Source organism: Allobosea sp. GW821-FHT10B12 (assembly GCF_059415545.1).
This window is the reverse complement of record NZ_JBWKNL010000010.1, coordinates 1-20,481: the sequence shown is the minus strand read 5'-3', so window position 1 is coordinate 20,481 and position 20,481 is coordinate 1. Positions and strand designations below refer to the sequence as shown.

Below are 20,481 nucleotides of genomic sequence, written 5' to 3'. Positions count from 1 at the left end.
CTGCCACCTTCTCCCCGAGGGGAGAAGGGGAAGAGTTCACTCCGTCAGGCGCAGCGACTTCTCCTTGCAGAGGTCGATGCCGTCATTATCGCTCTCGCTCTCATCGCTGAACTTGCCGAGCAGGTAGTAGCTGCAGCCGGCCGGCTTGTTGAGTTTGATCATGATGCTCTTGCCGGGTGCCAGCGGCTTGGCGAGCTTGCCGACGAGCCGGGCCTGCTCGCCCGTGGTGGTGATCTCCAGCGATTCCAGCGGCACGGTGCGGGCATTGGTGATCTTGATCTGCGCCGGCGGGCGCGATTGCGCGAGGGCCGGCACGATCGGCAGCAGCGCGAGCGCGCAGGCGGCGGGAAGGATGCGTCGAAGCGTCATGGGCGTCTTCTCCAAGCCTCAGCCTTTAAAGGCTTTAGACTAGTCTGACATCGCAGTTGCGACGAGAACAAGGCCTGATCGGTGCCGGTTCATGGCGAAAGCGTTCGGTTGCAGGCGCCCTGAACGTCGCCGATCCTGCTGCGGGAAAATGGAGTTTCCGGGCCTTTGACCATGCAGACTGCCCAAGACATCGCTGCCCGGATCGTCGAGCGGGCCGGTGATCTGCGCCGTGTCATCGTTGCGCTCGCCGGACCTCCGGGCGCCGGCAAATCGACCTTGAGCGGCCGCTTGCTCGAGGCGCTTCTGACCGGCGAGGCGGCGCTGGTGCCGATGGACGGCTTCCATTTCGACAATGCCGTGCTCGATGCGAAGCGGCTGCGCCATCGCAAGGGCGCGCCCGAGACCTTCGACTGCGCCGGCCTCGCGGCGACGCTGCAGCGCATCCGGTCGGGCGAGGGTGATGTCGCGGTTCCGCTTTTCGATCGCGAGGCCGATCTTGCCCGTGCCGGCGCGGCGATCATCCCCGCCGATGCCCGGTTCGTGCTGGTCGAGGGCAACTATCTCCTGCTCGATCGGGCGCCCTGGTCCGAGCTCGCACCGCTCTTCGACCTGACCATCTTCATCGACGTGCCGCTCGCCGAGCTGGAGCGCCGATTGCTGGCCCGCTGGCGCGATCTTGGCCGCAGCGAGGAGGCCGCGCGTAGCTGGGTCGACGGCAACGATCTGCCCAATGCGCGATTGGTGATCGCAGGAAGCCACCCGGCCGACATCCTATGGCGGAACGGCGCTGCGCTCTGACGAAACCAGCCGGGGCGCAATTTCTCCTCCCGCCCCCTGCATTCCCCAGAGAATCCGCCTATATCGGCGGTTCCATTTGGAAGCATTTCAATGTCCTCGCCTGCCACGCCGGCTCCGGCGCCCCTCGCGCGCTCGGCTGTGCTCCAGCCCGGCTCCGGCTTCATCGCCACCTTCCAGGCGCTCTGGCCCTATCTCTGGCCGCCGGAGCGGGCCGATCTGCGCCAGCGCGTCGTTGCTGCCTTCGTGCTGCTGGTGATCGGCCGGCTGGTGCTGATGGGCGTGCCCTTCACCTTCAAATGGGCGACGGATGCGCTCGCCAACAATCCGACCTCGCTGTCGAACTGGCTGCCCTGGCTCGTCGGCGCGCCGCTGGCGCTGACTGTGATCTACGGTTTCGCCCGCGTCGGCTCGGCCGCCTTCGTGCAGTTGCGCGACGCGATCTTCGCACCGGTCTTCATGCATGCGGTCAGGACGCTGGCGCTGCAGACCTTCGGCCATCTCCACCATCTCTCGCTGCGCTTCCATCTCGAGCGCAAGACCGGCGGACTGACGCGCGTGCTCGAGCGCGGCCGCAACGGCATCGAGGAGATGGTGCGTCTCGGCCTCAACCAGCTCGTGCCGGTGATTATCGAGGTCACGCTGATCATCAGCGTGCTGCTCTGGCTGTTCGACTGGCGCTATGTCGTCGTGCTGGTCGTGATGGTGGTCGGCTACATGGCCTACACCATCAAGGCCACCGAATGGCGCATCGCCATCCGCGCCCAGATGAACGAGTCCGACACCGACGCCAACGCCAAGGCGATCGACTCGCTCCTCAACTATGAGACCGTGAAATATTTCGGCGCCGAGGCGCGCGAGACCGCCCGCTACGATGTCTCGATGGCGCGCTATGAGCGCAACTCGATCAAGGCCTACACCTCGCTCGCCTGGCTCAATTTCGGTCAGGCCGCGATCTTCGCGGCGGGCCTCACCATCTCGATGGTGATGTGCGTGCACGGCTTCCAGGCCGGCACCAACACGGTCGGCGATTTCGTGCTGATCAACGCCATGCTGATCCAGCTCTACATTCCCCTGAATTTCATGGGCACCGTCTATCGCGAGATCAAGCAGGCGACGCTCGACATCGAGCAGATGTTCTCGCTGATCGGCCGCGACCCGGAAATCCAGGACCAGCCGGGCGCACCCGCGCTCGATGTCCGCGCCGGCACCGTCACCTTCGAGGATGTCCACTTCGCCTATGTGCCGGAGCGGCCGATCCTGCGCGGCATCTCGTTCGAGGTGCCGGCCGGCAAGACCATCGCGATCGTCGGCCCGTCGGGCGCCGGCAAGTCGACGATCTCGCGCCTGCTCTTCCGCTTCTACGAGCCGCAGAACGGGCGCATCCTGATCGACGGCCAGGACATCGCCGAGGTCCAGCAGGTCAGCTTGCGCTCGGCGATTGGCATGGTCCCGCAGGACACGGTGCTGTTCAACGACACCATCGAGTACAATCTGCGTTATGGCCGGCCCGAGGCGACGCAAGCCGAGATCGAGGATGCGGCGCGCCTCGCCCAGATCGACCGCTTCATCAAGTCCTTGCCGGAAGGCTACCAGACCTCGGTCGGCGAGCGCGGCCTGAAGCTCTCCGGTGGCGAGAAGCAGCGCGTCGCCATCGCCCGCACCATCCTGAAGGGACCGCCGGTGCTGGTCCTCGACGAGGCGACCTCGGCGCTCGATTCCTTCACCGAGAAGGAGATCCAGGACGCGCTCGACCGGGTCAGCGAGGGCCGTACCACGCTGGTGATCGCCCACCGGCTCTCGACCGTGGTCAACGCCGACGAGATCATCGTGCTCGACAAGGGCCTGATCGTCGAGCGCGGCCACCATCGTGACTTGCTCGCGGCCGATGGCGTCTATGCCGCGCTCTGGAACCGCCAGCGCCAGGTCGACGAGGCCAAGGCGACGCTGCAGCGCGCGACCCAGGAAGAGGGCGAGAGCGTCAGGGTCAGCCTGACGCAGTGAGGCTGCTGCTCCGCGCCGGTTGTGGACGAACGATCAAGCGACGGGCTAAAGCGGGTGATATGCACGGGGCTCTCAGGGGAGGAGCCGGGGCATGTCGCTTGCCGACAAGGCGCTTTGGGTAATCGAGCGTAATTCGAGCAATGAGCTGACGCTCGGCTCGATCGCGGCCGCCTGCAGGGTCTCGCGCTCGCATCTTGCCAACGCCTTCGGAACGGCCAGCGGCTGGCCCGTGATGACCTATCTGCGGGCGCGGCGACTGAGCGAGGCTGCCAAGCGCCTGGCGGCCGGTGCGCCCGACATCCTCTCGGTTGCGCTCGAATTCGGCTACGGCTCGCACGAGGCCTTTACCCGCGCCTTTCGCGACCAGTTTGGTGCCACGCCGGAGGAGGTCCGCAATAGTGGCAGCACCGAGCGGATCGACCTCGTCGCGCCGTTGCGATTGACGAATGGCTGTGCGCGGACGCCGATCCCGACGGTGCGGGAGCTGCGCCGGCTGCGTCTCGTCGGCCTGTCCGCCCCATGCTCCTTTGAATCGGCGATCGGGATTCCGGCGCAATGGCAGGCGTTCATGTGCGACCACTATGCCGACATCGTCGACAAGGCTCCCGGCATACCGATCGGCGTCTGCCGCGCGCCGGACGAGGATGGCTGCTTCGAGTATATGTGCGCTGCCGAGGTCAGCTCGGTCTCCGCGCCGCGAAAGCCGCTCGCCGCTCTGGAGATCGAGCCTCGGAGCTACGCCGTTTTCGACCATCGCGACCATGTCTCGACGATCTACGACACCTATACAGCGATCTGGAACGAGGCACTGCCTGCCGCCGGCCTCAACGCGGCGAACGGTCCCGTCCTCGAATTCCACAATGATGCCTTCGACCCGGGCACCGGGCTCGGCGGCCTGACGATCTGGATCCCCCTGGAGCGCGATGGAAACGGGAGCGGGAGATGACATCACCGAATGCGCCCGGCGATGACGAGGCGATGAGCCGTTCGGCTTCCAACGCGTCGACCCTCGCTGGCTATGAGGGCTGCGCCGACGAGTATGCGGAAACGACCGCGCCCAGGCCGGAGGCGGATGATCAGCCAGCGCTGATCGAGCTGCTGAAGATTGCCCCGCCCGGGAGCCGCCTGCTCGAGATCGGTTCCGGCCCCGGCTGGGACGCCGACTGGCTCGAGGAGCGGGGGCTCATCGTCAGGCGCACCGACGGCGCGGACTCCTTCGTGGACTTCCAGGCGGGGCGCGGCCGCCAGGCCGAGCGCCTCGATGTGACCGGCGATCCGCTCGGCGGCCCCTATGACGGGATCGTCGCGCTCCACGTGCTCCAGCATGTCGAGCGCGAAATCCTGCCTTCGGTCTTCGCCAGGATCGCGGAGGCGATTCGCGAAGGCGGCGTCTTCCTGCTCGCGCTGCGGGAAGGGCAGGGCGAGACCGCCGAGCTCGGCTCGAAGGGGAACGAGTACTACGTCGCCCTGTGGCCACGCTCCGAGATCATTGCCGCTCTGGCCGCGCTCGGCCTCGCTCTGCACTGGTCCTACTCGTTCGATGGTCGCGAAGGCCGCTGGCTGACCGCCTTGTTCAGAAAGGGCCTGCCCGCATGAGCCGGAAAGCCTTGCTGCTCTTCCTCGCCCTCGGCGTGATCTGGGGTGTGCCCTATCTGCTGATCCGGATCGCCGTCGTCGATTATCACCCGATCATCGTCGCCTTCGGCCGCGCGGCGATCGGCGCCCTGGTGCTGCTGCCGTTTGCCTTGCGCGGCAAGGGCATCATGGCCGGCTTCCGCAAGCCGGGCTGGCTGATCCTGTTCACGCTCGTCGAGATCAGCGGGCCCTGGTTCCTGATCGGCTTCGCCGAGACGAAGGTCACGAGCTCGCTCGCCGGCCTGATCATCGCGCTGACGCCAATCCTCGCCGCGATCCTGGGCGTCGTGCTCTCGCAGGAGCGGCTCGGGACAGGCCGGCTCGTTGGCCTCGGGCTCGGCCTCGCCGGCGTCGTCGCGCTGCTTGGCTTCGACGAGCAGCCGGCCGGGCTCTGGCCGGCACTGGCCCTGGGTGCGAGCGCGCTCGGCTATGCGCTCGGTCCGATCATCGTAGCGCGCAAGCTCGCCGACGCTGACGATGGTGCGGTGGTCGTCGCCTCGCTCATCGTCGCGTCTGTCATCTATCTGCCCTTCGTCCCGGCCTATTGGCCGGCACGTTTCCCGCTGGACGCTTCCCTCGCCGTCATCGCCCTGGCGGTCTTCTGCACGGCCCTGGCCTTCCAGCTGCTGTTTGCGCTGATTGCCGAGGTCGGCGCGTCGCGCGCGACGGTGATCGCCTATCTCAATCCGGCCGTAGCGGTCCTGCTCGGGGTCACGGTGCTGGGCGAGCCGTTCTCTCTCGCACTGCTCGCGGGCTTCGCGCTGATCGTCGCCGGCTCCTATTTCTCCACGGCCCGGCGGCCAGAGCGCTCGGAGAGCGCAGCACCGGTCGTCGAGTCTTCCAGTTGAGAAAGCTTCCACAAAGCCCTCGCCAGGATGGCCCCGGATTTGCCAGTATGGCGCACTGCATTTGAAGCGGGGGGCTTCATCATGTTCGTGCTCGACCCGACCACGCTGGTCGGTTTTCATACCTGGCTCAGCATCATCGCCATCGTCGCCGGCATTCCGATGACGGCGGCGTTGCTGAAGGGCCATCTCAGCCAACGCTGGAACGGCATCTTCCTGTCGACCGCCTTTGCAACCAGCGCCACCGGCTACGCCTTTCCCTTCAGCGGCGTGTTGCCCTCGCATATCGTCGGCGGGATCTCGCTGGTGCTGATCGTCGTCGCCGGGTTGGGGCTTTACGCTTTCGGCCTGCGCGGCGCCTGGCGGCGGATCTACGCGATCACGGCAGTGCTCTCATTCTACCTGCTGATCTTCGTGCTGATCGCCCAGCTGTTCCTCAAGGTGAACGTCTTGCACGACATGGCGCCGACGCAGAGCGAGCCGCCTTTCGCGATCGCGCAGGGCATTGCGCTTGCGATCTTCCTGACGTTGACGGTGCTGGCGGCAAGGCGCTTCGGCAATGGGGTGAGCCTCACCCGGCCGGCATGAAAAAGGGGCGGCCCGGGGGCCGCCCAAGTTCTCACCATGTTGGTCTTCTGCTTCCGCCTCAGTTGCGGTCGACGTCGACGATCTCGCCGCGCCAGTTGATCTCGACGCGGAGGTCCTGGCCGCGCCTGTCGGCGCCGTCGATCACCCAGACATTGCCGCTCCAGCGGGCCTGGTCGATCTCGGCGACGCCGTTGCGGCGCGCAATCCGGATCGCCTCACGCTGCGAGATCGTATCGTAGCGCGCTCCGTCATAGCCGCCGCGGTCGTAGCCGCGGCGCTCATCGTCCGGCTTGTAGGTGCCGCCGCGATAGGGCGCATTGTCGTAGCTGGTCGGCCCGCGCTCATATTTCGGAATGCTGTTCTCCGGTCGCAGGTCGACGCCTTGCGCCAGAGCCGCGATCGGGGACAGCGCCAACGCGCCGGCGACCAATCCAATCTTCAGAGGTCTCATCCTCATCCTCCAGGGTTGATGATGTGTCCTGAGGATTCAACCGCTGCGGCGTGGATGCGTTCCGAAGTCTTTCGTGACCATTCTGCGGCAAATGTTTGATGCGGCCAATGATCTAGCCATGCCCGCCGATGATCGGCAGGATTTCGCCGCTGATATAGCTCGAGCAGTGCGATGAGGCGAGGAAGACATAGGCCGGCGCGATCTCCTCAGGCTGGGCGGGGCGTTTCATCGGCACCTGCGAACCGAATTCCGCGACCGCCTTGGCCGGCCGGTCCGATGGGTTGAGCGGTGTCCAGACCGGGCCGGGCGCGACGGCGTTGACCCTGATCCCGCGCGGCAGGAGATGCGCCGCCAGCGAGCGGGTGAAGGCGTGGATGCCGCCCTTGGTCGTGGCGTAGTCGATCAGCTCCTTGCTGCCCTCCAGGCCGACGACCGAGCCGGTGTTGACGATCGCGCTGCCCTTGCCGAGATGCGGCAATGCCGCCTGCGTCAGGTGGAAATAGCCGTGCAGATTGGTACGGATCGTCGTGTCGAAATGTTCCTCGGTGAGATCCTCGAAACGCGGCGCATGCACCTGGAAGGCGGCGTTGTTGACGAGGATGTCGAGCCCGCCGAACGCCTTCACTGTCTTTGCGACGGCGTTCCGGCAGAAGGATGAATCGCGGATATCTCCGGAAATGGCGATTCCCTTGCGGCCTTCTGTCTCGATCGCCGCCAGCGTGTCGTGCGCATCAGCGTCCTCGCCGAGATGCAGGATCGCGACATCGGCACCTTCGCGCGCAAACAGGACGGCCACCGCCCGTCCGATTCCCGAATCGCCACCGCTGATCAGCGCGGCCTTGCCCTCGAGCTTGGCCGAGCCCTTGTAGTAGGGCGCATCGTACATCGGTGCCGGATCGAGCGCTGCTTCCGAGCCGGGCTTGGCCTGATGCTGGGGCTTGAACGGTGGCACGGGGTAGAGGCGCGCGCCGGCCTGCATCGCGCCATCCTTCTTCTTCAGCGGCCGGGCATCGGCGCGGGCGATGTCCTTCTGGATGCGCCGCTGCTGCTTGGCCGCGGCCTTCACCGATTTGGGTGCCCGGTCGTCTGTCCGTTTCACGGCGGTCTTGGCCATCGTCGCCTCCTTGCGCGCTTTCCCGTTGTTTCGGGCAACGTGTCGTTCCCGTCCCGGTTCCGCCCATGGCCGGATACGCCCTTGCGGTCCGCCGATTTCTCGGCAAGCTCAACCGCAACGGGAATCCGGCGGCTGGGAGGGTGCATGGCGCTCGATGCGGATGTGGTCATCGTCGGCGCGGGCCTTGCCGGTCTCGTCGCTGCCGCCGAATTGGCCGATGCCGGCCGCAAGGTGGTCATCGTCGAGCAGGAGCCGCACGCCTCCTTGGGTGGGCAGGCGCACTGGTCCTTCGGCGGGCTCTTCCTGATCGATTCGCCCGAGCAGCGCCGCCTGCGCATCAGGGATTCGCTCGCTCTCGCCCGGCAGGACTGGTTCGGCTCGGCCGGCTTCGACCGGCAGGAGGACCATTGGCCCAGGGCGTGGGCGGAGGCCTATCTCGATTTCGCCGCCGGCGAGAAGCGCAGCTGGCTGCACCGGCAGGGCATGCGCTGGTTCCCGGTCGTCGGCTGGGCCGAGCGCGGCGGCTATCTCGCCACCGGCCACGGCAATTCCGTGCCGCGCTTCCACGTCACCTGGGGCACGGGCCCCGGCGTGCTCGAGCCCTTCCTGCGCCGCGTCGCGGAGGCGGAGGTGAAAGGGCTGATCGCGCTGCGCTTCCGTCATCGTGTCACCGGCCTGACCCGCAGCAGCGGCATCGTCGACGGCGTCGAGGGCCAGGTGCTGGAGGACAGTGCGATCGAGCGCGGGCAGGCGAGTTCGCGCACCGTGACCGGCAGCTTCGCGCTCAAGGCGCAAGGCGTGATCGTCGCCTCCGGCGGTATCGGCGGCAATCACGCGCTCGTCCGGCGCAACTGGCCGCAGCGCCTCGGCGAGCCGCCAAAACACATGCTCTCCGGCGTCCCGGCCCATGTCGACGGCAAGATGCTCAGTGTCGCCGAAGCCGCCGGCGGCCGGCTGATCAATGGCGACCGGATGTGGCACTATGTCGAGGGCATCGCCAACTGGGCGCCGATCTGGCCGGCGCACGCGATCCGCATCCTGCCCGGCCCGTCCTCGCTCTGGTTCGATGCGCGCGGCAACCGCCTGCCGGTGCCGCTCTTTCCCGGCTTCGACACGCTCGGGACGCTGGAACACCTGCGCAAGACCGGTTTCGACCATTCCTGGTTCGTCACCAGCCGCAGCATCGTCGCCAAGGAGTTCGCACTCTCCGGCTCCGAGCAGAACCCCGACCTCACCGGCAAGAGCTGGCGCCAGGTGATCCAGCGTGCCCGGGCCGGCATGCCGGCGCCGGTCCAGGCCTTCCTCGACAAGGGCGAGGATTTTATCGTCGAGACGGATTTCTCGCGGTTGGTCTCCCGGATGAACGCGCTCGGCGGTGCCGGGCTGATCGACGAGGCGCATTTGCGCAGTCAGATCGAGGCGCGCGACCGCGACGCCGACAATCCCTATGGCAAGGACCTGCAGGTCACGGCGCTGCGCGGTGCCCGCGCCTATCTCGGCGACCGGCTGATCCGCACGGCAAAACCGCATCGCATCCTCGACCCGGCCCATGGCCCGCTGGTCGCAGTCAAGCTCAACATCCTGACGCGCAAGTCGCTCGGCGGGCTGATGACCGACCTGTCGGCACGCGTGCTGGGGCAGGATGGCGAGCCGGTGCCCGGGCTCTATGCAGTCGGTGAAGCCGCCGGCTTCGGCGGCGGCGGCCTGCACGGCTATCGCGCGCTCGAGGGCACCTTCCTTGGCGGCTGCATCTTCTCGGGGCGGGTCGCGGGCAGGGCGGCAGCGCTGGCGGTGGGGTAGGGCTCCCCTTCTCCCCTCGGGGGAGAAGGTCCCGGCAGGGGGATGAGGGCGGTATGACTGGGTGACCGTCCTTCCCTCATCCGTCAGCGCTTCGCGCTGCCACCTTCTCCCCCGAGGGGAGAAGGACAATCCCCGCGCCAAAAGCCTCGCCGGCTTTCGCCGCGAGGATTTGAAGGAGCGCAAGCCCAAGGGGTGCGCGAGGTCCGGATGCGGCAGCGTTCCGCCGCTGTGTCGAATGTCGATGTCGAGATGTCGAAGCAGCGATGCTCGCCGCTCCCGAACCTCGCGCGCGGTTCTCTTTGAGGTGCCTCGCCGTGCTTTCAGGTCCGGCAGGACCGGGCTCAAGCCCGGACGACGAGGCCCCTCCGCCATTCCAGCCCGCGACGGCTGTTCAAAGCGGACACCGCTCTCCCGCCCGGCCGCACGATGCCTCGCGACAGCCCCCTCGGTCGGACGGGACGGGGTGAGAATACAACGGCTTTAAACCGCGGGGATTGATTGTCGCGCCATCCCCGCGCCTCTTTCGCAAAAGCCCGCAAAAGCTTAAACAGCTTCGCCGTCTTGCGGCCTCAACCCGGCCGCGAAGGCACTGCCAGATGCGCGCGTCGCGCCAACAAGAGCAACAGGACTAACGCCCATGTCTCTCGTCGACTCCGTCCGCCGGACGATCGTGCCGATCCACAAGGAAGGCTATGTCTTCATCGCCATCGGCGTGGTGGCGACGCTGGTGCTCGGCCAGCTCTGGGGGCCGTTCGGCTGGATCGGCACGCTGATCACGCTGTGGATCTGCTATTTCTTCCGCGATCCCGTGCGCATCGTGCCGCAGCGCGAGGGGCTGGTGATCTCACCCGCCGACGGCCGCATCAGCCAGATCGCCACCGCCGTGCCGCCGCCGGAGCTTGACCTGCCGGCCGAGCCGATGACGCGCATCTCGGTGTTCATGAACGTCTTCGACTGCCATGTGAATCGCAGCCCCGTCGCCGGCCGCCTGCTCAAGATGGCCTATACGCCGGGCCTCTTCCTCAATGCCGAGCTCGACAAGGCGAGCGAGGACAATGAGCGCAACGCGCTGGCGATCGAGACCCCGGCCGGCACCATCGCGGTCGTCCAGATCGCCGGCCTGATCGCGCGCCGCATCGTGCCCTTCGTCAAGGAGGGCGATCCGCTCGGCCAGGGCGAGCGCTTCGGCCTGATCCGCTTCGGCTCGCGCGTCGACGTCTACCTGCCGCAGGGCGTGACGCCCCTGGTCGGCGAGGGCCAGACCGCGATCGCCGGCGAGACCGTGCTGGCGGATTTCTCGGGCAACGACCCGACCCGGGTGTTCCGCGGGATTTGAGCCAGGGTCGTCATTCTCGGGCGGAGCGAAGCGCAGACCCGAGAATCTCGTGACGAGATGGCGATGCCGCTCTCTGGTCCTGAGATGCTCGGGTCAAGCCCGAGCATGACGCCAAGCGTCGCTCCCACGCTAGCCTCCCACCTGAAAACCGCGTATTCCGGCTGATATGAGCGACCTCTTTCCGCCTTTCGAGCCCGAGCGCGTCGAAACCAAGCGCGCGCGCTTCAAGCCGATCCCGTTCCGGCTGATCGCGCCCAACGTCATCACGCTGCTGGCGCTCTGCCTCGGCCTGACCGCGATGCGCCTCGTCGTCGAGGGCAAGCTCGAATTGGCGGTGGTCTGCATCCTGGTGGCGGCGGGGCTGGACGGCGTCGACGGCCGTCTCGCGCGCCTGCTCAAGGGCACCTCGCGTTTTGGCGCCGAGCTCGATTCGCTCTCGGATTTCGTCAATTTCGGCGTCGCCACCGGCTATGTGCTCTGGGTCTTCGTCCTGCACGACCTCAGGTCGTTCGGCTGGATCATCGTGCTGACGCTGGCCTGCGCCATGGCGCTGCGACTCGCGCGCTTCAACGTGATGATCGACGATCCCGACCGGCCGGAATGGCAGAAGAACTTCTTCGTCGGCATGCCCGCCCCGGCCGGCGCGATCACCGCGATGCTGCCGCTCTATCTGCACTTCATCGGCGTGCCCGTGCAGGACTATGGCGCGCCCTTCGTCGGCCTCTACATCCTGTTCATCGCCTTCCTGACGATCTCGCGCATCCCCTGCTATGCGGGCAAGACCCTCGGCACCCGCATCCCACGCGACCAGGTGCTGCCGATCTTCGTCGCGGTCGTCGTCGCAGCAGGTCTGCTCTTCGCTTATCCGTTCGAGATGCTCGCGCTGATCGTCGTCGCTTATCTCGCGCTGATCCCGGTCAGCGTCGCGCGCTATCGCAAGCTGGAGCGCGAGCATGCAGCGGCGGCTGCATTGCCGACCGTCGCCGACCCCGTGATCGAGCCGGGCTCCGAACCGAAAGCCTAGCGCCGCTTCGACAACCGGCTGGCATTGGCGCGGGTGCGCCGCGAGAACGGCTCCAATGTGCTGTGGACGGCCTTGGCCGTCGCTTCGCCGAGGCCGTTCGGGGTCAGCGGGTTGAGCGCCATGCTCCACCAGAACAGCGCCGCGGCATGGCCGATGGCGAAGCTGCTCTCCGCCATGGCCGCAGCCTTCTCGACCACCGCCTTGCTCGCCTCGCGCTGGCCCCTGGCGTCGCCGAGCGCGCCCTTGGCCAGGATCGGCAGCCGCATCGCGATGGTGAGACCGGCATCGACCTGCATCGCGACCATCTCGGCGAGAACGCTTTGCGCATCCGCCGCCAATGCGACAGTCGAGGCAGATCCAGTCCGTGACGCCATGGCGAAAGCTCTCCGGTGACGAGAAGGGGGCCGATGGGCCAAGCCTTGCGGGTCGCCGCCACGCCCGCCCGTCCGATGTGGCAAGCTAAACGGCTTAGTGCAATCCGGGACAATGCATGGCGGTGCCCAAATTCTGGGCCTTGCACAGGAGATGTCGGGAGCCACGTGCGACGCGCCGGTCGGCATGCAACCATGCCGCAAGAGCGAAAGTGGTTCCCAGTTCGGCGGAACATGCTCTAAAGCCTTGCAGGAAATCCGCCCTCGACGCGCAGCGAGCCGATACGCTTTGAATCTCTTCAGCTCCCAGAAGCCGCCCGGCTGGCGGCCCAAGCTGGTCCTGGCCTCGGCCTCGCCGCGGCGCCTGGCCTTGCTCGAACAGGCCGGCCTCAAGCCCGACGCGCTGCTGCCCTCCGATCTCGACGAGAGCCCGCTCAAGGGCGAGCGCCCGCGCGATCTCGCCCGCCGGCTCGCCCGCGCCAAGGCCGAGGCGGGCTTGGCCGGGCTCAAGGGCCGGCCTGATCTCGAAGGCGCCTATATCCTCGCTGCCGACACCGTCGTCGCGGTCGGCCGGCGCATCCTGCCCAAGGCGGAGATCGTCGACGAGGCCGCCGCCTGCCTGCGCCTGCTCTCCGGCCGGGCGCACCGGGTCTATACCGGTGTCGCGCTGGCAACCCCCTCCGGCGCGATCCGCGAGCGCGTCGTCGAGACGCGCCTGCGCTTCAAGCGGCTGTCGAGCGACGATCTCGAAAACTACCTCGCCTCGGGCGAATGGCGCGGCAAGGCCGGCGCCTATGCCATCCAGGGCATCGCCGGCTCCTTCGTGGTCAAGCTCGTCGGCTCCTATACCGGCGTGGTCGGCCTGCCGCTCTACGAGACGGTCAACCTGCTCGGCGGCGAGGGCTTCCCGGTGCGGCTCGGCTGGCTGAATGTCGGCTGAGCCGAGCGAGACCTGGCGGCCATGATTCTGATCTGGCTCTCGCCGCTCATCCTCTTCCTCGGGCTAATTCTTTCGGGCCGCTCGGCGCTGGTCGCCGGGCTGTTTGGCACGCTCTGCGCGGCACTCGTCGCCTGGTTCGCTGGCCCGGCGCATCCGGACGCCGCCGCGATCATCAGGCATTTCGCCGCTGGCGCCTGGATCGGCCTGCCGGCAGTGCTGGTCATCGTCGCCGGGCTCGCCTTCTCGCTCAGCCTGGAACGGACGAAAGACGAAGCCGACGCAGGCAAGCCGGAGCATGGCTCGCTCGCCGAGGCCTGCCTGCTGCGTGGACCCTTCCTCGAAACCGCGACCGGCTTCGGCGTCGGCTATGTCGTCGCCGTCTCCGGCGCTCGTCGGCTCGGTGTCGACAAGGCGCCGGCGCTGGCGCTCGCCACCTTCAGCCAGATCCTGGTGCCCTGGGGTGCGCTCGGCATCGGCACCAGGATCAGCGCCGACATCGCCGGCGTCTCGCTGAACGAGCTGATCTGGCGGGTCGCGCTGGTGACGGCGCTGCTCGGCGCTGTGCTGCTGCCGCTGTTCTGGCGCCTGTCGCGGCAGGCCGGCTTGCCACCCGCGCTCGCCGACCGCCTCGAATGGGCCGGCCTGATCGCGTTGCTGATGGCCTTGCTCGTCGCCGCCAACCTGACCCTACCGCTGGAGCTCGCCGCGATCGCGGCTCTGGCCCCCGTGATGCTGTTGCGCTTCCTGCGCGTGAAGGGCTTTGCCGGGCTCGACCGGACGCTCCTGACCCGCCTTGCGCCCTATATCGCCCTCGTCGTCGCGCTGGCGCTGATGCGGCTGGTGCCGGCGATCCACGACCGGCTGGAGCATCCGTCCTTCAAGCCCTTCGCCGACGCCTCCGCCTTCGCGCCGCTGCTCTCGCCCGCCCTGCCTCTGATCATCATCGCGCTCGTGGTCGCCATCCGCCGCGGCGGGGCCAAGCAGGCCACGGCCCTGATGAAGCTGACGCTGCAGCGCGCCGGCCGCGCGGCGCTGCTGACCTTCCTGCTCGTCGGCATGGCCTGGATCATGGTCGGCTCCGGCCTGGCCGGCGGTATCGGGCTCGCCGTCAGCAATGTGCTCGGCTCCTGGTCGGCCGGGATCGTACCGGTCGCGGGTGCGCTCGGCGGCTATCTCACCGGCTCCAATACCGGCGCCGGCGCAGTCTCGATGCCGCTCGCCACCGCGCTCGTCCCGGCCGGCGAGGCGAGGCTTCTGGTCATCGCCGCCGCGGTCGTCGCCGGCAGCCTGCTCACCGCGGTGAGCCCGGTCCGCGTCACCATGGGCCAGGTCCTGATCAAGGCGACGACGGCCGAGACCGGGCAGGCGCTGCGCGCGCTCTGGCCCTGGTTCGCGCTGGTCGTCGGCCTCACTACCGCGATTGCTCTCGCTGCCGCTCAACTCGCCTGAGAAAGCCGGCCCGGCCGCGCATGCCGGCTTGCATGCCATGCGCTTGCCCAGGCCGCTGCGAGTGCCGATGGTGGCGCCATCGCGAAGGCGCCGGCATCAGATGGCGCGCAGGGCAGGGAACACCGGTATGACGAAACGTCTCGAAGGCAAGGTCGCGATCGTCGCGGGTGCGGGCTCGATCGGCCCGGGCTGGGGCAATGGCAAGGCGACCGCGACGGTGTTCGCCCGCGAGGGCGCGCGGGTCGTCTGCGCCGACCGCAACCTCGAGGCCGCTGAGGAAACCACGAACATCATCGCCAGCGAGGGCGGCGAGGCCTTCGCGATCCGCACCGACGTCACCAGCGAGGACGACCTGCGCGCGCTGGTCGAGGCGACGCTCAAGGCCTATGGCCGCATCGACGTGCTCGACAACAATGTCGGCATCGCCGAGGTCGGCAGCGTCGTCGACCTGCCGCTGGAGACCTGGGAGCGCGTCTTCAGGGTCAACCTGACCGGCTGCTTCCTGGCGATGAAGCATGTCATTCCGGTGATGCAGCGTCAGTTCGCCGAGGGCGGGCAGGGCGGCTCGATCATCAACATCTCCTCGATCGCCTCGATCCGCCATACCGGCGTGCCCTATGCCAGCTATGGCGCCAGCAAGGCGGCGATGAACCAGCTCACCCGCACCACCGCGGCGCAGTACGCGCCCGAGAAGATTCGCGTGAACGCCGTGCTGCCTGGGCTGATGAAGACGCCGATGGTCGAGCATTCGGCTGGGCTCGCCCAGAGCTATGGCAAGGGCGATGTCGCAGCGATGTGGGCGGCGCGAGACCGTCAAGTTCCCATGGGCCATATGGGCGAGGCCTGGGACGTCGCCTGGGCAGCGCTCTTCCTCGCCAGCGACGAAGCGCGCTATGTCACCGGCATCGAGCTTCCAGTCGATGGCGGAGTGACCTTGCAATATGGCGCCTGAACAACCCGAGAAACCTGCCCCGCCCGCACGGCCCTGCCCGATCTGCGGCAAGCCTTCCGTGCAGCGCTTCAAGCCGTTCTGCTCGTCGCGCTGCGCCGACATCGACCTCGGCCGCTGGCTCAAGGGCAGCTACGTGATTCCGGGAGAGCCGCTGGACGAGACCGAGGAAGCGCCGATGCGGCGCGACGAGGACAATTAATGGAAAGGCCCGGCGTGTCCCTTTCGGGAGGACGCCGGGCCGTTCGCTGACCGGCCGCGCGACGGGTCAGGACTATCCGGAGGGCGAGAGCGCCCGAATTCCGCCTCCCGCGCGATCGAGCTGCCGGTACATCCGCGGCTTGCTCCAGATCGGCGGCAGGCACGGCACCGTTGCTGGCGCCGCCGCATCAACCCGACTACCGCGCTTTGGTTCCAGGACTTGTCAGCATCTGCACTGCGAACCGGGCTCGCGGCTGACCAGGCTGGCGCCACCGCCGGGCGCGGCGCGGTAAATCGCCGTCCTGGCTGCGGTTTTCACGGCTCTGCGGGTCCGAACGAAATTTTCCCACCGGCAGGATCGTTTGTCGGCTGGACAGCCCGCGCCCATCCCTCTATATCGCCTCGCACCAACCGAAGCGCAGCGCGCTTCGCGGGAATGCCCAGGTAGCTCAGTTGGTAGAGCATGCGACTGAAAATCGCAGTGTCGGTGGTTCGATTCCGCCCCTGGGCACCATTCGCTTCTCAATAGCTTCCACAAGCCTCCAAAAACGTCCGTGTCTACTGATCGGAAGCGGGAGCTTCTGCGGTCTTGGCCAGCGCAGCTTCGTAGTCTGTCTTGTGCAAACGCGGCTTGAAGGTCGGGTAGAGTGTGTTGAGGCGATCCAAGCTGAGATTCAGAATTTTGATCATGTCAGGCAGTGCGTCTTCGGCAAACAGTCGAGGAGGCACAGGTACGCGGTGGAACCTGTGAAGCGGGTTGCAGCATTGGCCAAAGACGGTGTGTCGCACTGCCATCCAATTTCCGTGCGTATAGCCGGAAAGTGCATCATAATGTTTGTCATAAAAATCCTTAAGATCGCATTCGGAAGCCATCTTTCTGAGGTCTTTATTGTCCCAAGCGCCAAGTTTAATATCAAGGAATTCATGCCAAATATCTTCATTAATATATAATTCAATAGTCTCTTTGCTAATAAAATCAGGATAGTCCTTTTTCTTCAAAGATTTTAAGTATGTAAGTTTATTCTGACCATTTCCGTAGTTTCGATATTGGAGCCATAGAGTCTCATTGTCGTGTTTTGTTAGATAGCTTAACGTGATGTAAGCTTCTACTGAGGCTCGTAGCGCCATTCTGCCAACCGAGGTTTGGCCGGTTGCGGCTTTAATATTAAACAACAGTTGGTGAGTTAAATAAAATACGAGCCCAAATGCTCCATCGTGACGGGGGTCTATATTTGTAGTTTTGATGGTTTGAACAAAATGCCCCGCAATTTCGTTGTCAAGCTTCGCAAGGGCATCAAGCAATTTTGGCCGTGATATCAAATCGGCGCTTTTTTCGACTACTTCGAGAATGCAGTCTGTTTTTTCCCAGCACTCTTTCCAGAACTCTTCGTTGTAGGGTTGGAATAAATCGGCGTCTATTGACCGAGTAGCCATCTCATTGGCTCGAATATGCGGTCGAACAGATCGCATATCGCCTTTCGAAGGATATTCGATAATCTCCTTCACTCTGTCTGCCATGGTGTCAGCGAAAAACATGCGATCCTGGGCCAGAAACGTCATGACCCGAAGCCATCTACAATCGGTGGCCTGCTGAGATTGATGATTGAAGCATTGCGCAATGGCGCCGGCCAGAATCGAGGCTCCATCTCTCGTTTCCTGATTGCCGAGCATCCGCCGCCAATGTTCTGCGTCCGGCAAGGTTTCGATCGAAAGAAGCGGTGCTAACGCGGTCTTGGTTTCGCTATCCTCACAAATCAGCCCGAATAACTTATCGAACAGTGCATTTTCCACAGCTGCTAAGCGGGAATGGCCGAGCATTCCGCGATTAAGCTCAGGTTGCACTTCTCGAAGCAATCGAAGAACCACTCGAAAGGCGCTAAGAGCCTTCTCGCGAGGTAGTTGTGAAATCAGCAAGATTGCCCAAAGCATATCGGGCAAAATCTCATTCACCCAGGAGCTGAATTGTATCGGACCCAATTGATCCATGGGGCCTTTCAAGACGGGGCCAATTTTCCTGAGCTTTTCTAGTGGAGTCGGTCTCATCGTGCTCCCAGTGCCTCAGCATTATCCATCGTTACGATCTGTCACGTGCATAGAAATGATCCGCACATAAAGGAAATTATCGACCAGTCTGTCGGTCGGGCTGCATAGAATGAGCTAAATATGTCGATTAGGTAGTCTAAAATTACTCCTCTGCCCTAGCGCATCCATCTTTAGTCGTCGGGCTACCGTTAAGAAAGGCGCCGATCACGCTCCTCAACAATCCGCTCCACAACCTCCCGATGCTCCGCCAGCAGCTCCTGCAGCGGCCCCATGGCCCGGAACGCGCGCTGGTCCTGCTCTTCCTCGCCTTGCTCTTCCCAGGCGGCGATCGCCTCATCGGCGGCGGCGAGTTGATCGGCTGACAAAGCAGGCGGCGGCGGGGCGCCGGCTTCCTCGACGAGGCGCCTGGCGATCTGATGGCGCAACTCTTCCTCGCGTTGGAGCATCGGCTCGAGCGGGTCGGTATAGGGCATCTGTCGGACCTCGCGGCGATACGGTGATCTCAGCCGCATGAACCACATGCGGCAACACCTCGCTTCCTCGCGCGTTCACGCCCCACGGGCAATCGCTGCGGGGAGGGCGGGATGAGCGTCACTGGCATGAGCTTCGACGTCTGGGGCGAGATCGATCTGTTGCTGCGCCTGCTGGCGGGGATGGCGGCCGGGATCGTCGTCGGCTGGGAGCGCACCCACAGGCAGCGCGCCGCCGGCATCCGCACCTTCGGGCTCGTCGGCCTCGGTACCGCCGCCGCCGCGACGATCTTCAGCGAGCCGCATGAGATCGACGCGGCCAGCCGCGTCGTGCAGGGGCTGGTCACCGGCATCGGCTTCCTGGGCGCCGGCGTCATCGTGCTGCGCAAGGGCCATACCACGCCGCAGGGCCTGACCACGGCGGCGGCGATCTGGGTGACCGCGGCGCTCGGCTGCGCCGCCGGGCTCGGCGACCATGCGATCGTGCTGTCGGCGACCGTGCTCGCCATGGCACTGCTCGCCGTCGATCACTCGATCGAGCGCTGGGCCGGCAGGCCGGAGCGGCCGCAGGACGGCGGCGACGGAACCGCCTGATCCGCCGAAATTCGCCATGCCGCTGGTTGAATCTTGATCTGAACTCCGGCCGCTTTCTCGGGCGAAATCAGCGTATTGAGGCAAAAATCTCACCTGGCGCGCGCTGGCGCACCCTGCGGATTCTGTTGACGGGGCGCTTTCAGCCTTGCCTCGGCCGCCCGAATCTCCCGTCATTTCTCATCACAGAATTGCCTTCTTTCTTAAGCAAAGGCGCCCATCCTTCGACCGGCCGTTCCCGCGATCTCTCCCTGCAAGGCGGACCATGACGATGTGGTTTCGACCATGACGAAGCCTGTCTCGTTCGCCTCATGGGCGCTCAGTGCCGCGCTGCTGGCCGGAGTTCTGCCGGGCCCTGCCCAGGCCGAGCAGCTCGCCGCCAGGACCCGCGGATCGGCCTCGCCGCCGCCGGCCTTCGTCAGTTTCTGCGCCAGGAACCCGGCGGAATGCCGCCGCTCCGGGGCGCTGACGCGGCAGGTCGTCCTGACCCCGGAACGCCAGCGCGACCTGCAGGAGGTCAATGGCCGGGTGAACTCCGCCATCTCGGAGATCTCCGACCAGGCGCATCATGGCCGCGAGGATGTCTGGAGCATCCCGACCGACGGCCAGGGCGATTGCGAGGATTTCGCGCTGCTGAAGCGCAAGCAACTGATCGAGCGCGGCTGGCCGTCCTCGGCCCTGCTGATCGCGGTCGTCGGCACGCCCGCCGGCGAGGGGCATGCGGTGCTGATGGCCGCGACCTCGGAAGGGGATCTCGTTCTCGACAACAAGACCTCCCGCCTGCTGCCCTGGACGCAGACCGGGTACCTGTTCTTCACCCGCATGTCGCAGGCCAATCCGCGTGCCTGGGAGGCGATCGATGGCGGCACCGTCGTCGTGACTGCTGCGACCCGGCGTCCGGATCGGCGCTGAGCGGCCCGGTCGCCGGGAAGACCTGTTCCGCGAAGCCGGGACATCGGAGGATCTGCTCGCTTTGGTGCCCGGCTGCGCGCCGAGGCCAGGATCGTCGTGCGTACTGGAGAGCGCATGATCCGATCAGGCTGCGTACCAGCCTGATCGGATACAAGCCTGGTCTCAACGGCTGAGGCCACCGCCGCCGCCGCCACCCCCATGGCCACCGCCGCCGCCGCCACCCCCATGGCCACCGCCGCCGCCGCCACCACCATGGCCGCCGCCACCGCCACCACCATGGCCACCGCCGCCGCCGCCGCCACCATGGCCGCCGCCGCCACCGCCGCCATGGCCGCCGCCGCCACCGCCACCACCATGGCCACCGCCACCGCCGTGACCGCCGCCGCCATGGCCGCCGCCGTTACCTCCGCCACCGCCGCCGCCATTGGAGCCGTTACCGCCGCCGTGGCCACCGCCACCACCATGGCCGCCACCGCCGTGACCGCCGCCACCATGGCCGCCGCCACCATGGCCGCCACCGCCGTGACCGCCGCCACCACCATGGCCGCCGCCGCCGTGACCGCCGCCACCACCATGGCCGCCGCCGCCGTGACC

22 protein-coding genes and 1 tRNA gene are annotated in these 20,481 nt (G+C 66.2%); 17 read left to right on the top strand and 6 right to left on the bottom strand.

Going from position 1 to position 20,481, the window contains the following annotated elements:
• Positions 1-36: 36 nt before the first annotated feature.
• Positions 37-369, bottom strand: a complete 333-nt coding sequence (locus AC07O0_RS25715) for a hypothetical protein (RefSeq protein ID WP_454025494.1) — start codon at positions 367-369, stop codon at positions 37-39.
• Between the two features lie 171 nt (positions 370-540).
• Between AC07O0_RS25715 and AC07O0_RS25710 the strand changes: the two genes are divergently transcribed.
• The 6 genes from AC07O0_RS25710 to AC07O0_RS25685 all read left to right on the top strand — a co-directional run bounded on the left by AC07O0_RS25710 (position 541) and on the right by AC07O0_RS25685 (position 6,236).
• Positions 541-1,167 (top strand): nucleoside triphosphate hydrolase, encoded by a 627-nt coding sequence (locus AC07O0_RS25710; protein WP_494626974.1) that lies wholly within the window; start codon positions 541-543, stop codon positions 1,165-1,167.
• Positions 1,168-1,257: 90 nt separating this feature from the next.
• Positions 1,258-3,168 carry an ABCB family ABC transporter ATP-binding protein/permease gene (locus AC07O0_RS25705; protein WP_494626972.1) on the top strand — a complete coding sequence of 637 codons (1,911 nt, stop codon included), beginning with the start codon at positions 1,258-1,260 and terminating at the stop codon, positions 3,166-3,168.
• Positions 3,169-3,259: 91 nt separating this feature from the next.
• A complete protein-coding gene (locus tag AC07O0_RS25700; protein ID WP_494626970.1) occupies positions 3,260-4,114 on the top strand; it encodes an AraC family transcriptional regulator in 855 nt (284 codons plus the stop codon).
• Positions 4,111-4,764, top strand: a complete 654-nt coding sequence (locus AC07O0_RS25695; protein ID WP_494626968.1) for a class I SAM-dependent methyltransferase — start codon at positions 4,111-4,113, stop codon at positions 4,762-4,764. Before AC07O0_RS25700 ends, AC07O0_RS25695 begins: the two co-directional genes overlap by 4 nt.
• Positions 4,761-5,651, top strand: coding sequence for a DMT family transporter (locus AC07O0_RS25690; protein WP_494626966.1), 891 nt, complete (start codon positions 4,761-4,763; stop codon positions 5,649-5,651). Before AC07O0_RS25695 ends, AC07O0_RS25690 begins: the two co-directional genes overlap by 4 nt.
• 81 nt (positions 5,652-5,732) lie before the next feature.
• Positions 5,733-6,236, top strand: a complete 504-nt coding sequence (locus tag AC07O0_RS25685) for a hypothetical protein (protein WP_494626964.1) — start codon at positions 5,733-5,735, stop codon at positions 6,234-6,236.
• A 58-nt stretch (positions 6,237-6,294) separates the two neighbouring features.
• Here AC07O0_RS25685 and AC07O0_RS25680 read toward each other — a convergent pair whose 3' ends face one another.
• Positions 6,295-6,687: a hypothetical protein gene (locus AC07O0_RS25680; RefSeq protein WP_494626962.1), complete on the bottom strand. Its 393-nt coding sequence runs from the start codon at positions 6,685-6,687 to the stop codon at positions 6,295-6,297.
• A gap of 112 nt (positions 6,688-6,799) precedes the next feature.
• Entirely contained in the window at positions 6,800-7,801 is a 1,002-nt protein-coding gene (locus AC07O0_RS25675) for an SDR family oxidoreductase (RefSeq protein ID WP_494626961.1), read from the bottom strand.
• Positions 7,802-7,945: 144 nt separating this feature from the next.
• Between AC07O0_RS25675 and AC07O0_RS25670 the strand changes: the two genes are divergently transcribed.
• The 3 genes from AC07O0_RS25670 (at position 7,946) to AC07O0_RS25660 (ending at position 11,961) form a co-directional block, all read left to right on the top strand.
• The gene (locus AC07O0_RS25670) at positions 7,946-9,601 is read left to right on the top strand and encodes an FAD-binding dehydrogenase (protein WP_494626959.1); all 1,656 of its coding nucleotides are present in this window, start codon (positions 7,946-7,948) and stop codon (positions 9,599-9,601) included.
• Positions 9,602-10,190: 589 nt separating this feature from the next.
• Complete coding sequence (locus AC07O0_RS25665) at positions 10,191-10,937, top strand: phosphatidylserine decarboxylase (protein ID WP_494627183.1); 747 nt, start codon at positions 10,191-10,193, stop codon at positions 10,935-10,937.
• 166 nt (positions 10,938-11,103) lie between these two features.
• Positions 11,104-11,961: a CDP-alcohol phosphatidyltransferase family protein gene (locus AC07O0_RS25660; RefSeq protein ID WP_494626957.1), complete on the top strand. Its 858-nt coding sequence runs from the start codon at positions 11,104-11,106 to the stop codon at positions 11,959-11,961.
• On the opposite strand, the gene AC07O0_RS25655 is transcribed toward AC07O0_RS25660, so the two are convergent.
• Positions 11,958-12,335, bottom strand: coding sequence for a hypothetical protein (locus AC07O0_RS25655; RefSeq protein WP_494626955.1), 378 nt, complete (start codon positions 12,333-12,335; stop codon positions 11,958-11,960). The genes AC07O0_RS25660 and AC07O0_RS25655 overlap by 4 nt on opposite strands.
• Positions 12,336-12,621: 286 nt before the next feature.
• Between AC07O0_RS25655 and AC07O0_RS25650 the strand changes: the two genes are divergently transcribed.
• The 5 genes from AC07O0_RS25650 to AC07O0_RS25630 all read left to right on the top strand — a co-directional run bounded on the left by AC07O0_RS25650 (position 12,622) and on the right by AC07O0_RS25630 (position 16,385).
• Positions 12,622-13,272 (top strand): Maf-like protein, encoded by a 651-nt coding sequence (locus AC07O0_RS25650; protein WP_494626954.1) that lies wholly within the window; start codon positions 12,622-12,624, stop codon positions 13,270-13,272.
• 21 nt (positions 13,273-13,293) lie between these two features.
• Positions 13,294-14,721: a hypothetical protein gene (locus AC07O0_RS25645; protein ID WP_494626953.1), complete on the top strand. Its 1,428-nt coding sequence runs from the start codon at positions 13,294-13,296 to the stop codon at positions 14,719-14,721.
• Between the two features lie 127 nt (positions 14,722-14,848).
• On the top strand, positions 14,849-15,673 hold the full coding sequence (locus tag AC07O0_RS25640; RefSeq protein WP_494626951.1) for an SDR family NAD(P)-dependent oxidoreductase: 825 nt from the start codon (positions 14,849-14,851) through the stop codon (positions 15,671-15,673).
• Positions 15,663-15,872 (top strand): DNA gyrase inhibitor YacG, encoded by a 210-nt coding sequence (yacG, locus tag AC07O0_RS25635; RefSeq protein ID WP_494626950.1) that lies wholly within the window; start codon positions 15,663-15,665, stop codon positions 15,870-15,872. The genes AC07O0_RS25640 and yacG overlap by 11 nt, the downstream gene beginning before the upstream one ends.
• A gap of 437 nt (positions 15,873-16,309) precedes the next feature.
• Positions 16,310-16,385, top strand: a tRNA-Phe gene (locus AC07O0_RS25630).
• 44 nt (positions 16,386-16,429) lie between these two features.
• Here the strand turns inward: AC07O0_RS25630 and AC07O0_RS25625 are convergent.
• Both AC07O0_RS25625 and AC07O0_RS25620 read right to left on the bottom strand, forming a co-directional pair.
• A complete protein-coding gene (locus tag AC07O0_RS25625; RefSeq protein WP_494626948.1) occupies positions 16,430-17,857 on the bottom strand; it encodes a DUF5677 domain-containing protein in 1,428 nt (475 codons plus the stop codon).
• Between the two features lie 245 nt (positions 17,858-18,102).
• A complete protein-coding gene (locus AC07O0_RS25620) occupies positions 18,103-18,387 on the bottom strand; it encodes a hypothetical protein (protein ID WP_494626946.1) in 285 nt (94 codons plus the stop codon).
• 111 nt (positions 18,388-18,498) lie between these two features.
• Here AC07O0_RS25620 and AC07O0_RS25615 point away from each other — a divergent pair, with 111 nt between their 5' ends.
• The 3 genes from AC07O0_RS25615 to AC07O0_RS25605 form a co-directional block, all read left to right on the top strand.
• The gene (locus AC07O0_RS25615; RefSeq protein WP_494626945.1) at positions 18,499-18,978 is read left to right on the top strand and encodes an MgtC/SapB family protein; all 480 of its coding nucleotides are present in this window, start codon (positions 18,499-18,501) and stop codon (positions 18,976-18,978) included.
• 282 nt (positions 18,979-19,260) lie between these two features.
• Positions 19,261-19,887 (top strand): transglutaminase-like cysteine peptidase, encoded by a 627-nt coding sequence (locus tag AC07O0_RS25610; RefSeq protein ID WP_494626943.1) that lies wholly within the window; start codon positions 19,261-19,263, stop codon positions 19,885-19,887.
• 198 nt (positions 19,888-20,085) lie between these two features.
• Positions 20,086-20,481 (top strand): hypothetical protein (locus AC07O0_RS25605; protein ID WP_494626941.1); only part of this gene is annotated, 396 nt, incomplete at its 3' end.

Excerpts from the sequence above, each read along its gene's own strand:
- AC07O0_RS25715 (WP_454025494.1), bottom strand. The coding sequence starts at position 369 with ATGACGCTTCGACGCATCCTTCCCGCCGCCTGCGCGCTCGCGCTGCTG.
- AC07O0_RS25710 (WP_494626974.1), top strand. The coding sequence starts at position 541 with ATGCAGACTGCCCAAGACATCGCTGCCCGGATCGTCGAGCGGGCCGGT.
- AC07O0_RS25705 (WP_494626972.1), top strand. The coding sequence starts at position 1,258 with ATGTCCTCGCCTGCCACGCCGGCTCCGGCGCCCCTCGCGCGCTCGGCT.
- AC07O0_RS25700 (WP_494626970.1), top strand. The coding sequence starts at position 3,260 with ATGTCGCTTGCCGACAAGGCGCTTTGGGTAATCGAGCGTAATTCGAGC.
- AC07O0_RS25695 (WP_494626968.1), top strand. The coding sequence starts at position 4,111 with ATGACATCACCGAATGCGCCCGGCGATGACGAGGCGATGAGCCGTTCG.
- AC07O0_RS25690 (WP_494626966.1), top strand. The coding sequence starts at position 4,761 with ATGAGCCGGAAAGCCTTGCTGCTCTTCCTCGCCCTCGGCGTGATCTGG.
- AC07O0_RS25685 (WP_494626964.1), top strand. The coding sequence starts at position 5,733 with ATGTTCGTGCTCGACCCGACCACGCTGGTCGGTTTTCATACCTGGCTC.
- AC07O0_RS25680 (WP_494626962.1), bottom strand. The coding sequence starts at position 6,687 with ATGAGACCTCTGAAGATTGGATTGGTCGCCGGCGCGTTGGCGCTGTCC.
- AC07O0_RS25675 (WP_494626961.1), bottom strand. The coding sequence starts at position 7,801 with ATGGCCAAGACCGCCGTGAAACGGACAGACGACCGGGCACCCAAATCG.
- AC07O0_RS25670 (WP_494626959.1), top strand. The coding sequence starts at position 7,946 with ATGGCGCTCGATGCGGATGTGGTCATCGTCGGCGCGGGCCTTGCCGGT.
- AC07O0_RS25660 (WP_494626957.1), top strand. The coding sequence starts at position 11,104 with ATGAGCGACCTCTTTCCGCCTTTCGAGCCCGAGCGCGTCGAAACCAAG.
- AC07O0_RS25655 (WP_494626955.1), bottom strand. The coding sequence starts at position 12,335 with ATGGCGTCACGGACTGGATCTGCCTCGACTGTCGCATTGGCGGCGGAT.
- AC07O0_RS25645 (WP_494626953.1), top strand. The coding sequence starts at position 13,294 with ATGATTCTGATCTGGCTCTCGCCGCTCATCCTCTTCCTCGGGCTAATT.
- AC07O0_RS25640 (WP_494626951.1), top strand. The coding sequence starts at position 14,849 with ATGACGAAACGTCTCGAAGGCAAGGTCGCGATCGTCGCGGGTGCGGGC.
- yacG (WP_494626950.1), top strand. The coding sequence starts at position 15,663 with ATGGCGCCTGAACAACCCGAGAAACCTGCCCCGCCCGCACGGCCCTGC.
- AC07O0_RS25625 (WP_494626948.1), bottom strand. The coding sequence starts at position 17,857 with ATGGATCAATTGGGTCCGATACAATTCAGCTCCTGGGTGAATGAGATT.
- AC07O0_RS25620 (WP_494626946.1), bottom strand. The coding sequence starts at position 18,387 with ATGCCCTATACCGACCCGCTCGAGCCGATGCTCCAACGCGAGGAAGAG.
- AC07O0_RS25615 (WP_494626945.1), top strand. The coding sequence starts at position 18,499 with ATGAGCGTCACTGGCATGAGCTTCGACGTCTGGGGCGAGATCGATCTG.
- AC07O0_RS25610 (WP_494626943.1), top strand. The coding sequence starts at position 19,261 with ATGACGAAGCCTGTCTCGTTCGCCTCATGGGCGCTCAGTGCCGCGCTG.